This is a genomic window from Nocardiopsis sp. JB363, from assembly GCF_900143625.1.
Classification (GTDB): Bacteria; Actinomycetota; Actinomycetes; order Streptosporangiales; family Streptosporangiaceae; genus Nocardiopsis.
The window spans coordinates 24,378-36,730 of the sequence record NZ_FRFF01000063.1; the positions used below are offsets into that span (position 1 = coordinate 24,378).

The 12,353-nt window shown below is 71.0% G+C and carries 12 protein-coding genes; 2 read left to right on the forward strand and 10 right to left on the reverse strand.

Going from position 1 to position 12,353, the window contains the following annotated elements; genetic code table 11:
• Positions 1-47 precede the first annotated feature (47 nt).
• The 5 genes from hutI to hutH are packed head-to-tail and all read right to left on the reverse strand — an operon-like array spanning position 48 to position 7,085.
• Entirely contained in the window at positions 48-1,256 is a 1,209-nt protein-coding gene (hutI, locus tag BQ8420_RS09460) for an imidazolonepropionase (RefSeq protein WP_087097464.1), read from the reverse strand.
• The gene (locus BQ8420_RS09465) at positions 1,253-2,614 is read right to left on the reverse strand and encodes a formimidoylglutamate deiminase (protein ID WP_087097465.1); all 1,362 of its coding nucleotides are present in this window, start codon (positions 2,612-2,614) and stop codon (positions 1,253-1,255) included. Before BQ8420_RS09465 ends, hutI begins: the two co-directional genes overlap by 4 nt.
• Entirely contained in the window at positions 2,611-3,846 is a 1,236-nt protein-coding gene (locus BQ8420_RS09470) for an allantoate amidohydrolase (RefSeq protein ID WP_087097466.1), read from the reverse strand. Before BQ8420_RS09470 ends, BQ8420_RS09465 begins: the two co-directional genes overlap by 4 nt.
• Complete coding sequence (gene hutU, locus BQ8420_RS09475; protein ID WP_087097467.1) at positions 3,843-5,516, reverse strand: urocanate hydratase; 1,674 nt, start codon at positions 5,514-5,516, stop codon at positions 3,843-3,845. Before hutU ends, BQ8420_RS09470 begins: the two co-directional genes overlap by 4 nt.
• 21 nt (positions 5,517-5,537) lie before the next feature.
• Positions 5,538-7,085: a histidine ammonia-lyase gene (gene hutH, locus BQ8420_RS09480; protein ID WP_087097468.1), complete on the reverse strand. Its 1,548-nt coding sequence runs from the start codon at positions 7,083-7,085 to the stop codon at positions 5,538-5,540.
• Positions 7,086-7,188: 103 nt separating this feature from the next.
• Here hutH and BQ8420_RS09485 point away from each other — a divergent pair, with 103 nt between their 5' ends.
• Positions 7,189-7,947 (forward strand): IclR family transcriptional regulator, encoded by a 759-nt coding sequence (locus tag BQ8420_RS09485; protein WP_087097469.1) that lies wholly within the window; start codon positions 7,189-7,191, stop codon positions 7,945-7,947.
• On the opposite strand, the gene BQ8420_RS09490 is transcribed toward BQ8420_RS09485, so the two are convergent.
• The gene (locus BQ8420_RS09490) at positions 7,939-8,622 is read right to left on the reverse strand and encodes a hypothetical protein (protein ID WP_087097470.1); all 684 of its coding nucleotides are present in this window, start codon (positions 8,620-8,622) and stop codon (positions 7,939-7,941) included. The genes BQ8420_RS09485 and BQ8420_RS09490 overlap by 9 nt on opposite strands.
• 143 nt (positions 8,623-8,765) lie before the next feature.
• On the opposite strand from BQ8420_RS09490, the gene BQ8420_RS09495 reads away from it, so the two are divergent.
• Positions 8,766-9,026 carry a hypothetical protein gene (locus BQ8420_RS09495; RefSeq protein ID WP_087097471.1) on the forward strand — a complete coding sequence of 87 codons (261 nt, stop codon included), beginning with the start codon at positions 8,766-8,768 and terminating at the stop codon, positions 9,024-9,026.
• Between the two features lie 266 nt (positions 9,027-9,292).
• Here BQ8420_RS09495 and BQ8420_RS09500 read toward each other — a convergent pair whose 3' ends face one another.
• The 4 genes from BQ8420_RS09500 to BQ8420_RS09515 form a co-directional block, all read right to left on the reverse strand.
• Positions 9,293-9,664 (reverse strand): RNA polymerase-binding protein RbpA, encoded by a 372-nt coding sequence (locus BQ8420_RS09500; protein WP_087097472.1) that lies wholly within the window; start codon positions 9,662-9,664, stop codon positions 9,293-9,295.
• Between the two features lie 81 nt (positions 9,665-9,745).
• The gene (secG, locus tag BQ8420_RS09505) at positions 9,746-9,982 is read right to left on the reverse strand and encodes a preprotein translocase subunit SecG (RefSeq protein ID WP_087097473.1); all 237 of its coding nucleotides are present in this window, start codon (positions 9,980-9,982) and stop codon (positions 9,746-9,748) included.
• 288 nt (positions 9,983-10,270) lie between these two features.
• The gene (gene tpiA, locus BQ8420_RS09510; RefSeq protein ID WP_087097474.1) at positions 10,271-11,050 is read right to left on the reverse strand and encodes a triose-phosphate isomerase; all 780 of its coding nucleotides are present in this window, start codon (positions 11,048-11,050) and stop codon (positions 10,271-10,273) included.
• Between the two features lie 39 nt (positions 11,051-11,089).
• Positions 11,090-12,277: a phosphoglycerate kinase gene (locus BQ8420_RS09515; RefSeq protein ID WP_087097475.1), complete on the reverse strand. Its 1,188-nt coding sequence runs from the start codon at positions 12,275-12,277 to the stop codon at positions 11,090-11,092.
• Positions 12,278-12,353 lie beyond the last annotated feature (76 nt).

The window sequence follows — 12,353 nt, forward strand, 5'->3', positions numbered from 1 at the left end:
GGTGACCACCCATGGTCTCGCCGGCCCCCGTCTTCGTGTCCGGGATCCTAGGGTCGTCCGGAGATGAGCGCGCCGTCCTTCCACACCGCCGCCACCTGGGGGACACCCGGCCGATAGGCCAGGTACAGGTGGTTGGGCGCCTCCAGCAGGGTGAGGTCGGCGCGCGCGCCGGGGGCCAGGTGGCCCACGTCCGTGCGGCGCAGGGCCATCGCCCCGCCCTTGGTCGCCGCCCACACCGCCTCGTCCGGGGTCATCCCCATGTCCCGGACCGCCACGGCGACACAGAACGCCAGGCTGGAAGTGAAGCACGAACCCGGGTTGCAATCACTGGCCAGCGCCACCAGGGCGCCGGCGTCGATCAGCGCGCGGGCATCCGGGTAGGGCTGGCGGGTGGAGAAGTCCACGCCGGGCAGCAGGGTCGCCACGGTGGGTTCGGGGCGCCGGGCGGCCTCCGCCAGCGCGTCCACGTCCTCGGCGCTCAGATAGGTGCAGTGGTCCACCGAGGCCGCGCCCAGCTCCACGGCCAGGCGCACCCCCGGCCCCTCCCCCAGCTGGTTGCCGTGCACCCGGGGCAACAGCCCTCGTTCCCTACCGGCGGTGAGCACCCGGCGAGAGGCCTCCTCGTCGAAGGCTCCACGTTCGCAGAACACGTCCACCCAGCGGGCGTACGGCGCGCAGGCGTCCAACATGGGCCCGGTGACCAGGTCGACGTAGCCTTCCGGATCGTCGGCGTACTCGGGGGCCACCACGTGCGCGCCCAGGAAGGTGACCTCGTCGGTGACACGACCGGCCACCTCCAGGCAGCGGCGTTCGTCCTCGATGGTCAGCCCGTACCCGGACTTGACCTCCAGGGTGGTGGTGCCCTGGGCGCCGGCCTCGCGGACCAGGCGTCGGGCACCGGCCAGGAGTTCGGTGTCGGAGGCGGCGCGGGTGGCGGCGACCGTGGTGCGGATGCCGCCCGCCGAGTACGGGACGCCGCTCATCCGGGCGGCGAACTCGCGGCTGCGATCCCCGGCGAAGACGACGTGGGAGTGGCTGTCCACGAACCCGGGGATGACGCAGCGGCCGTCGGCGTCGATCCGCGCGTCGGCGGCCGGGGCCGAGGCGCGCGGTCCGGCCCAGGCGACGCGTCCTTCCTCGATGACCAGGGCCGCGTCGGAGATCTCGCCGAGCGGCCCCTCCCCCAGGGAGGGGTCGTTGGTGACCAGGGTGGCGATGCCGTCGACGAGGACGGTGCCGGGGACGTCGGTGCTCACAGAAGCTCCTTGATCGCGGAGTCGAGTTCGCGGGCGGTGTCGGGCAGTCGGGTGTGGACTCCGTCGCGGACGGTCCAGGCTCCGTCCACCATCACGTGGCGCACGTCGGTGGCGGTGGCCGCGAAGACCACGGCGTCGGTGGCCCTGGCCGGATCGGCCCCGGCCAGGCGCACACCGTCCAGGGGAACGTTGACCAGGTCGGCCCGGGACCCGGGCGCCAACGTGCCGGCGTCGTCCCACCCCAGACCGGAGTGACCGTCGACGGTGGCGGCGCGCAGCAGCGCCCCGGCGTCCAGGGTGCCGCGCCGGTGGGTGCGCAGTCGTTCGTGCAACTCCACGGCCCGCGCCTCCTCGAACAGGTCCGTCTGGGCGTGTTGGTCGCTGCCCAGGCTCAGCGGAACCGGGTGCGGCCCCGCGACGAGGTCGCCGGTACGGGGCAGTCCGTCGGCGAGGTCGCGTTCGGTGGTGGGACACAGGCACACCGCCGAGCCGTGTTCCCGGACGGTGGCGACGTCGTCGTCGGTCAGGTGGGTGGCGTGCACCAGGGTCGTGCGCTCGGTGAGCGCACCGGCCTCGGCCAGCAGTCGTGTGGGGGTGAGCCCGTGGGCGGCCAGGCAGGCGGCGTTCTCCGCGGGCTGTTCGGAGACGTGGACGTGCAGGGGCAGTCCCCCTCCGGTGGCGAAGCGCGCCACCTCGGGCAGGTCCCGCACCGGCACGGCCCGTACCGAATGGGCGGCCACGCCCGAGCGCGCGTGGTCACCGCCGAAATCCAGGTCGGCCACGCGTTCCCCCCAGGCCTCCACGGTGCCGTCGCCGAAGCGCAGTTGGGGACCGACGAGCGGTAGGTGCCGGCCGTCCTCGCCCAGGCCTCCGGCCAGGTAGCACACGTCCAACAGGGTGATGCGCACACCGGCGTCGGCGGCGGCCGCGACCAGGGCGTGACCCATGGCGTTGGGGTCGGCGTAGCGACGGCCTCCGGGCCCGTGGTGCAGGTAGTGGAACTCGCCCACGCACACCACCCCGGCCAAGGCCATCTCGGCGAAGGTCGCCCGGGCCAGCCGGTGGTAGGAGTCGGGGTCCAGGCGCTCGGCGACCCGGTACATCACCTCGCGCCAGGTCCAGAAGGACCCGCCGTCGGCGTGGGTGCGTCCGCGCAGCGCCCGGTGGAAGGCGTGCGAGTGGGCGTTGGCCAGGCCGGGCAGCGTGAGTCCGGTCAGGTGTTCGGCGTCGGCGGGGCGTTCCACACCGGAGGTCACCGACATCAGCCGGCCGGACTCCACGGTCAGGAGCACCCCGTGCTCGGGGACGCGGCCACCGAGCCACGCCCACTCGCACCACAGGCGTCGCGGTCGGTTCACGTGGTCCTCCCCGGCTCGCCGAGCAGGTCGGCGAGGACGTCGGCCAGGGCCGTGACCCCGGCGTGGCAGTCCTTCGGGTCGGCCCACTCCAGCGGCGAGTGGGACACCCCGGTGGGGTTGCGCACGTACATCATGGCGGTCGGCACGTGCGCGGACAGCACACCGGCGTCGTGCCCGGCACCGGTGGGCAGGATCGGCACCGGACCCGCCGACTCGGGGACCCGGTCGGCCACGGTGGCGGCCAGACGGTCGCGCAGGTCGTGGGAGAACTCCACCAGGGGCGTGGTGGACTCGGCCGCCACGGCCAGGGCGACCCCGTGCTCGTGGGCGGCCCTCTCCGCGGCCTCGCGCACCCCCTCCACCACCGCGGCCAGGACGGTCTGGTCCGCCGCTCGGGCGTCCAACCAGGCGCTGACCAGTGAGGGGATGGCGTTGGTGCCGTTGGGGGTGACATGGGTCTTGGCGACGGTGGCGCGCGCGTCATGGCTCTCGGCCAGTGCCCGTGCGGCCAGGATCGTGTGGGCGAGCGGCAGCATGGGGTCGGACCGGTCGACCAACCGGGTGGTGCCCGCGTGGTCGGCTCGTCCGGTGAAGTCCATGCGCCAGCGCCCATGCGGCCAGATCGAACCCGCCACCCCCACCGGGTGGGCGGTGTCGGCCAGGGCGCGACCCTGTTCCACGTGCAGTTCGACGAAGACGTCGAACATCCCGATGAGGTCGGGGTCGGGTCCGATGCCGTCCGGGTCCATCCCGCGGGCGGCCATGGCATCGGCCCAGGTCGTACCGGCGGCGTCGGTCAACGCGCGGGCCCGGTCCGGATCGATCCCCCCGGTGGCCAGGCGGCTGCCCAGGCAGGGCACCCCGAACCGGCCGCCCTCCTCCTCCACGAACACACCGACCGCCAGCGGGCGGCCCGGTGTGAATCCACGTGAACGCAACTCGTCGACGGCGGCCAGGGCGCCGACCACTCCGAGCGGACCGTCGAAGGCCCCACCGTCGGGCACCGAGTCCAGGTGGGAACCGGTGGCCACGGCGCCCGGTCCGGGCGTGCCCCACCAGGCCCACAGGTTGCCGTTGCGGTCGGTGCGCACGTCCAGGCCACGGGCGGCGGCCGCATCGGTGAACCAGGCGCGGGCGTCGGTGTCGGCGCCCGCCCAGGTGTACCGGTGGTAGCCGCCGTGGGCGGAGCGTCCGACGGGGGCCAGTTCGGCCCAGAGCCGGTCGAAGCTCACTCGCCCTCCCTCATCGGCACGCGGATGCCGTGGGTGTCGGCGACCCGTTCGGCTTCCTCGTAACCGGCGTCGACGTGGCGGACCACGCCCATGGCGGGATCGTTGGTGAGCACGCGCTGGAGCTTGGCGGCGGCCAGGTCGGTTCCGTCGGCGACGCTGACCTGACCCGCGTGGATGGAGCGGCCCATGCCCACACCACCACCGTGGTGGATGGACACCCAGGAGGCGCCGGAGGAGGTGTTGACCAGGGCGTTGAGCAACGGCCAGTCGGCGATGGCGTCCGAACCGTCCTTCATTCCCTCCGTCTCCCGGTAGGGCGAGGCCACCGAACCGGAGTCCAGGTGGTCGCGGCCGATGGCCAGTGGCGCGGAGATCTCACCGGAGGCGACGAGTTCGTTGAAGCGCTGCCCGGCGGCGGCGCGTTCCCCTTGGCCCAGCCAGCAGATACGGGCGGGGAGCCCTTGGAAGGCGACCCTCTCGCCGGCCATCCGGATCCACCGGCGCAGGTGGTCGTTGTCCGGGAACAGGTCGAGGACGGCCTGGTCGGTGCGGGCGATGTCGGCCGGGTCACCGGACAGGGCGGCCCAGCGGAAGGGGCCCTTGCCCTCACAGAACAGGGGCCGGATGTAGGCGGGCACGAAGCCGGGGAAGTCGAAGGCGCGGGTGAAGCCGCCCTGGCGGGCCTCGTCGCGGATGGAGTTTCCGTAGTCGAACACCTCGGCTCCGGCGTCCAGGAAGCCCACCATGGCGGCCACGTGCGCGGCCATGGACTCGCGTGCGCGGACGGTGAACCCCTCGGGATCGGCCGCGGCCGCTTCCTTCCAGTCCTCGAAGGGCACGCCCACCGGCAGGTAGGCGAGCGGGTCGTGGGCGGAGGTCTGGTCGGTGACGATGTCGATCGGGGCGCCGCGGCGGAGCAGCTCGGGAAAGACCTCGGCGGCGTTGCCCAGGACACCGATGGACAGCGGGCGGCGTTCGACGCGGGCACGCTCGGCCAATTCGAGGGCCTCGTCGAGGCTGCCCGCGCGCACGTCCAGGTAGCGGTGTTCGATACGGCGGTCGATGCGGCTGCCGTCGCACTCGACCACGATCGCCACACCGTCGTTCATGGTGACGGCCAACGGCTGGGCGCCGCCCATTCCACCGAGCCCGGCGGTGAGGGTGATGGTGCCCGCCAGCGTGCCCTCACCGTGCCCGCTCGAACCCAACTTGGCGGCCACGGCGGCGAAGGTCTCATAGGTGCCCTGGAGGATGCCCTGGGTACCGATGTAGATCCACGAACCGGCGGTCATCTGCCCGTACATGGTCAGGCCTTCGGCCTCCAGACGGCGGAACTCGGGCCAATTCGCCCAGTCGCCCACCAGGTTGCTGTTGGCCAGCAGCACGCGCGGCGCCCACTCGTGGGTGCGCATGATGCCGACCGGCCGCCCGGACTGTACCAACAGGGTCTCGTCGCCCTCCAGGTCGCGCAGGGAGGCGGTGATGCGGTCGAAGCTGCGCCAATCGCGCGCGGCCCTGCCGGTGCCGCCGTAGACCACGAGGTCCTCGGGGTGCTCGGCGACCTCGGGGTCGAGGTTGTTGTGGAACATGCGCAGGGCGGCCTCCTGCTGCCAACCCTTGGCCGACAGGGTGGTGCCGCGAGCCGCGCGTACGGTGCGTGGCGTACTCATGGAAGGTCTCCTCGGGGGGTCTCAGACGAGCGGAGTGACGGACTCGGCGGCCTCGATCACGGAACCGTCGGCGACCAGATCCGCCACGGCGGCGATCTCGGGGGCCAGATAGCGGTCGGGGCCGGGGCCGGCGACCCTCTCGCGCACCAGCTTCAGCACGGCGCCGGTGGCCGGCCCGGGTTCCAAGGGCGAGCGCAGGTCCAGGGCGCGTGCGGCGGTGAGCAGCTCCACGGCCAGCACGTTGGTGAGCCCGTCGACGGCGCGGCGCAGCTTACGGGCGGCCGCCCACCCCATGGACACGTGGTCCTCCTGCATGGCCGAACTGGGGATGGAGTCGACGCTGGCGGGCACGGCCAGGCGCTTGAGCTCGGAGACGATGGCGGCCTGGGTGTACTGGGCGATCATGTGGCCCGAGTCGACGCCGGGGTCGTCGGCCAGGAAGGCGGGCAACCCGTGGGAACGGGAGACGTCGAGCATGCGGTCGGTGCGGCGTTCGGCGATGGAGGCGACATCGGCCACGGCCACCGCCAGAAAGTCCAGCACGTAGGCGACGGGGGCGCCGTGGAAGTTGCCGTTGGACTCCACCCGGCCGTCGTCGAGCACGACGGGATTGTCGATGACGCTGTCCAGTTCACGTCCGGCCACCGACAACGCGTGGGTGAGGGTGTCGCGGGCGGCGCCGGCCACCTGGGGCGCGCAACGCAGCGAGTAGGCGTCCTGGATCCGGTTGCAGTCGGGGCCTCGGTGGGAGGCCACCACCGGGGAGTCGGCGAGCAGGGCGCGCAGGTTGGCGGCCGACGCGGCCTGTCCGGGGTGGGGTCGCAGCGCCTGGAGTTCGGCGGCGAAGACCCGGTCGGTGCCCAGCAGGGCCTCCACGCTCATGGCGGCGGTGACGTCGGCGACCTTGAGCAGCCTCGCCAGGTCCATACAGGCCATGGCGAGCATGCCCAGCATCCCGTCGGTGCCGTTGATCAGGGCCAGGCCCTCCTTGGCACCCAGTTCCACGGGGGCGATCCCGGCCGCCGTCAGGGCCTCGGCGGCCTCCTTGAGTTCGCCGGAGGCGTCGCGGACCCGTCCCTCCCCCATCAGTGCGAGCGCCACGTGGGACAGCGGCGCCAGGTCGCCGGAGCAGCCCAGGCTGCCGTACTCGTGCACCACGGGGGTGATCCCCGCGTTGAGGAGGCCTGCGAGGGTGTCGACCGTGACCGGTTGGACCCCGGTGTTGCCCGAGGCCAGGGTGCGCAGACGCAGCAGCATCAGGGCGCGCACGACCTCCGTCTCCACCTCGGGTCCGGCGCCGGCGGCGTGCGAACGGATCAGTGAACGTTGGAGACGGGCCCGCATCTCGGGGGCGATGTGCCGGGTGGCGAGGGCACCGAACCCGGTACTGATCCCGTAGGTGGGGACCTCGCCGCGGGCGAGGGACTCGACCCGTTCCCGGCCGTGGCGGACGGCCTTGCGGGTCTCCTCACCGAGGATGACATGGGCGCCGTCGCGGGCGACGGCCAGGACCTGGGCCGGGGTGAGCGGGGCACCACCGACGGCAACGGAAGCGACTGCTGTGGACATGCCCCCATTCGACCCCGTCCACCGCTTCGCCGGAAGCGCTGACACGTGACTTCCGTCCGAAATACCGGACACCGTGGTTCGAGGGTTGTGGGACGATCAGGGCATGAGCCATGTTCCGGCGGCCACGCGGGCGTTGCGGCTACTGCGGTTCCTGGCCACTCGGCCGGGCCCGGTATCGGCCACGGCGATCGCCAACGGGCTCGGACTGCCTCGATCCAGTGTCTACCAGTTGTTGGAGGCCATGGCCGAGGAAGGGTTCGTGACCCACCTGCCCGAGGAACGCCGGTGGGGACTGGGGGTCGCGGCGTTCGAGATCGGCTCCGCCTACCTTCGCCACGACGGCGTCGAACGGCTGGCCCGCCCCTTGCTGCACCAACTCACCGAGTCCACCGGGGCCACCGCCCACCTGGGCGTCCTGCACGGGGCCGACACCCTGTACCTGCTCAAGGAACAGCCACCGCACGCACCCACGCTGATCACCGGGGTGGGCGTGCGGCTTCCCGCCCACCTGACGGCGTCGGGGCGGGCGATGATGGCCCGGCTGCCGCGAGCCCAGGTGCGCGCCCTGTACCCGAACGTGGCGGCCTTCACCGACCGCACGGGGCAGGGACCGCGTACCCCCGGCGACCTGCGAACGCTACTGGCCGAGGAGGGCGGGCAGGGCTGGTCCTTGGAGGACGGCCAGGTCACCGAGGGGTTCGTGTCGGTGGCCGCTTCCGCCTCGGACCACAACGGGCGCCCGGCGGCGGCGATCAGCCTCACCGTTCCCAGCGCCCGGCCGGTGACGCCGGGCGCGCTGGCGGCACGGGTGCGCGACGCCGCCCACGAGCTCACCCGCCGGCTCAACGGTCGTTCAGCGTAGCGGCGCGCTGCGTTCGACGATGGCGGGCAACGGAGCGGTGCGTTCCATCATGCGCAGGATCTGTTCCTTCCGTTCGAGGGGAACCTGCACGTAGAACTGTGTGGCCGCTGCGGGGTCCGCCTCCAGGTCGAGACTCTCGGCGCTCTCCGCCCAGCTCGGCAGCTCGGCTTCGACGCGGTGGGTGTCCAGCGCGAACTCGATGAAGTACAGGATCCTGCGCCCGCCGGTGTGCACCTCACGGATGCGGTGGATCTCCGGCCAGGCGATGAACGTGCCCTCCCCGGGGAACCACCACTTGCGTTCCTGCAGGACGGTGACGCCGTCACTGTCGGCGTTGATGCCCTGACTGGTGATGCGTTGGGGCAGCCCTCGCACGAGGAACACGTTGCCGCCCGGCCCGATGAAGAACATGACGAGCGCGGCGAAGGCCCACAGGGACACCGAACCGACCGTGGTCTCCTCTCGGGCGACGTGCCAGATCATCGAGCCCACCACGAGGAGGAAACCCAAGGTGAGCGCGGCGGAGAAGTAGGCGGCGGTCATCCACATGCGAGTGTTGGGTCCGCGCAGACTGACGTAACGACGCAGGTGGGACACGCTCGCGGGGGCCCTGGTCAGGTCCGAGGGAACGCCCGGCGCGTCGGAAGGGAGTTCCGGAGGTTCGGGGGAAGCCATGCCCCCATTCTTCCAAGTTCCGGGGGCGCTTTGTGCGCCGACTCACCCTGCCATGCCGGGTTTTGTGGGGTTGTGTCCGACTTGGGATACAAGTTGCGTGGAATGCCTGATGCCGAGCGGCGCCGACCGCTACAGTCCTGCTCATGAGACGCGGTACACGTGAGTACGAGACGGCCCTTGAGGTGAACGGTGAGGTCCTGGTTCAGGACGGGGTGATCTACCGAGGGTGGACGATGCTCCCCGAGGAGGGCCCCGACCGATTCGCGCCGCTGGAACGGTGGGCCAAGGGCGTGGCCGAGAGCCTGGGCGTGCCGGTGGCGTGGCGGGCCAGGGCCAAGAACGAGCCCGAGGAGGGTGGGACGGCCCGACCGGGCGAGACTCCTCAGAGCCGCCTGGCGCTCTGAGCCCCGCACTTGGCGCACTGGAACTTACGGTCGTCGCCGAGGATCCAGTCGTGGTCTCCTCCGGTGGGGCACGTGGACATCGACACCATCTCCTCAAGGCAAGGGGGGCTTCGGGGGTGTGTCGGACATCGTATTTCCCATCAGCCACACGGGTCCCGGGAATGAGAAAGTCCCCATGCTTCTCATATACCCGGCCGCGTGAGAACACGTCGGGGCCCGCGCGTTCAGCGACGGGCCCCGATGACGAGCCTTGAGGAACCGGAAGGTCAGTTCTGGGAGGCTTTCATGTGAGCCTCCACGGCGGCACGATCGGCGCGCAGCTTGGCGAGCGCCTCATCCAGGATGAGTTTGCCCTCCTCCTCGCTGCGCCGCTCCTTCACGTACGCCAGGTGCGTCTTGTACGGCTCGGTACGAGGCGGCGCGGGCGGATTGGCCTTGTCCTTGCCCGAGGGGAAACCACAACGCGGGCAATCCCACTCGTCGGGGACCGCGGCCTCGCTGGCGAAACTGGGGACGACCTCGTGCAAGTTCGCACAGTAGAACGGAACCCTCACACGCGGAGCGGCCTCGCCCCGCTCCGCCTCGCCCATCGGGCCGGCTCCGACTCGGCTGCCACGGATGGCACTGCCACTACCCACGAAAAACTCCTTCGGCGAACTCGCTCACCGGTTGACTCGGGCGAGCTTGACTGTGGACGAGGGGACCGCGATCGGGCGGTGCTACATTCCCCGGTTGATCAACAGGCCGAGAACGACGATCGTCACGATCCACACGACGCCCACGCCCACGGTCATCCGGTCGAGGTTTCGCTCGACCACCGACGACCCACCGAGCGAGGACGTGACGCCACCGCCGAACATGTCGGAAAGGCCACCGCCCTTACCCTTGTGCATCAGCACGAGGAGGATCAGAAGCACACTGAGAAGCATCACGAAGATGGACAGACCGAGGATCACACGCTCACCCGTAGCTCGACCCCGCAGCGGGGGGATGGACACCTCGGCCCCCCTTTCCCCACCCATCACCTGCGACGACATGAGGGTGCCGACCGGGAACGGGCCGTAGAAGGAGGAGAGCCGGGGACGTTTTCGGACTTTACCGCGTCCTGGGGACACGGAAGGGTCAACCGCGAGGCACGGTGGACCCCTGAGCGAAGTCTAGCCCGAACAGTGCACCTGTCGGGCACCCCATCCGTCACACTTGGACATCGGAGCGTGACGGATGGGACAAAACAAGACGTTCGGTCAGCCGTTCTCACCGAAACGGATCACCTTGGCGAACTCCTCCGCCTTCAGGCTCGCACCACCGACCAGGGCGCCGTCGACGTCGTCCTTGGCCATGATGCCGGCCATGTTGTCGCCCTTGACCGAACCGCCGTAGAGGAGGCGCGTGGCCTCGGCGACCTCACCGGAGTACAGCTCGGACAGACGCGCGCGGATGGCAGCGCAGACCTCCTGGGCGTCCTCGGGGGTGGCGACCTCTCCGGTGCCGATGGCCCACACCGGCTCGTAGGCCACGACGAGCCTCTCGGCCTGCTCGGCGGGGATCTCCTTCAGGGCGCCGTCCAGCTGCGCCAGGACGTGCTCGACCTGCCGTCCGGCCTTGCGGACCTCCAGGCCCTCCCCCACGCACAGGATCGGCACGATGTCGTTCTTGAACGCGGCCTTGACCTTGGCGTTGACCAGGGCGTCGTCCTCGGCGTGGTACTCGCGGCGCTCGGAGTGGCCCACCAGTACGTAGGAGCATTCGAGCTTGGCGAGCATCGCACCGGAGATCTCACCGGTGTAGGCGCCCTTGTCATGGGCGGAGACGTCCTGGGCACCGAACTTGATGCTCAGCCTGTCCCCGTCCACCAGCGTCTGCACGCTGCGCAGGTCGGTGAACGGCGGCACGACGACGACCTCGGCGTTGTCGTAGTCCTTGTCCTTCAGGGCGAAGGACAACTTCTGGACGAGCGCGATCGCCTCCAGGTGGTTGTTGTTCATCTTCCAGTTGCCCGCGATGAGCGGCAGGCGCTTGGACATCGTCGTCACTTCCTTCAACGTCTTGTCGGTTCTGCGAAACTATTCGGCGAGGGCGTCGATACCGGGCAGGGCCTTGCCCTCCAGGTATTCAAGACTGGCACCGCCGCCGGTGGAGATGTGACCGAAGGCCGCCTCGTCGAAGCCCAGGGCGCGCACGGCCGCCGCGGAGTCACCGCCACCGACCACGGTGAAGGCGTCCGAGTCGATGAGCGCCTTGGCCAGGGAGCGGGTGCCGCCGGCGTAGGGCTCCATCTCGAAGACGCCCATGGGGCCGTTCCAGAAGACGGTCTTGGTATCGGCGAGCTTCTCGGCGAACAGGAGCCTGCTCTTGGGGCCGATGTCCAGACCCATCCGGTCGGCCGGGATGGCGTCCACGTCGACGTCGTCGTGCGGGGCGTCGGCGGCGAACTTCTCGGCGGCCACCACGTCCACCGGCAGGACGATCTCCACGCCCTCACGCTCGGCGCGCTCCAGGTAGCCGCGGACGGTGTCGAGCTGGTCGGCCTCCAGAAGGCTGGAGCCCACCTCGTAGCCCTTGGCCTTGAGGAAGGTGAACACCATGCCGCCGCCGATGAGCAGGCGATCGGCGGTGCCCAGGAGGTTGTCGATGACGCCGAGCTTGTCGGAGACCTTCGACCCGCCCAGGACCACGGCGTAGGGGCGCTGCGGGTCACCGGTGAGCTTCTTGAGCACCTCGACCTCGGTCAGCACCAGACCGCCGACGGCGTGCGGGAGCTTTCCGGGCAGGTCGTAGACACTGGCGTGCTTGCGGTGCACGGCACCGAAGGCGTCACCGACGTACAGGTCGGCCAGCCGCGAGAAACGGTCGGCGAGCTCGCCGCGCTCGGCGTCGTCCTTGCTGGTCTCGCCGGGCTCGAAACGCACGTTCTCCAGCAGCGCGACCTCGCCGTCGGCCAGGGCCTCCGCGGTGGCTCGGGCCGACTCGCCGGCGGTGTCGGTGGCGAAGGCGACCTCCGCGCCGAGCAGCTCCCCCAGGCGGACGGCGACGGAACGCAGCGAGAACTTCGGGTCCGGCTCGCCCTTGGGGCGGCCCAGGTGGGCGGCGACGATGACACGGGCGCCGCGCTCGCGCAGCTTGGTGATGGTGGGCAGGGCGGCCCGAATACGCCCGTCGTCGGTGATGCGGTCACCGTCCAGGGGCACGTTCAGGTCGGCCCGGACGAACACGCGCTTTCCGGAGACGTCGAGGTCGTCGATCGTCCGCATGCTGGTCTCCTCGTTGGGGTTGGGAAGTCTGGGTGCACGCACGCGACGGCACCCCCACCGCGCGAAGCGGAAGGGG

What these genes read in the sequence shown, in the direction of transcription:
- hutU (WP_087097467.1), bottom strand. Translation starts at nt 5,516, where the DNA reads ATGAGTACGCCACGCACCGTACGCGCGGCTCGCGGCACCACCCTGTCG.
- hutH (WP_087097468.1), bottom strand. Translation starts at nt 7,085, where the DNA reads ATGTCCACAGCAGTCGCTTCCGTTGCCGTCGGTGGTGCCCCGCTCACC.
- BQ8420_RS09485 (WP_087097469.1), top strand. Translation starts at nt 7,189, where the DNA reads ATGAGCCATGTTCCGGCGGCCACGCGGGCGTTGCGGCTACTGCGGTTC.
- BQ8420_RS09490 (WP_087097470.1), bottom strand. Translation starts at nt 8,622, where the DNA reads ATGGCTTCCCCCGAACCTCCGGAACTCCCTTCCGACGCGCCGGGCGTT.
- BQ8420_RS09495 (WP_087097471.1), top strand. Translation starts at nt 8,766, where the DNA reads ATGAGACGCGGTACACGTGAGTACGAGACGGCCCTTGAGGTGAACGGT.
- tpiA (WP_087097474.1), bottom strand. Translation starts at nt 11,050, where the DNA reads ATGTCCAAGCGCCTGCCGCTCATCGCGGGCAACTGGAAGATGAACAAC.
- BQ8420_RS09515 (WP_087097475.1), bottom strand. Translation starts at nt 12,277, where the DNA reads ATGCGGACGATCGACGACCTCGACGTCTCCGGAAAGCGCGTGTTCGTC.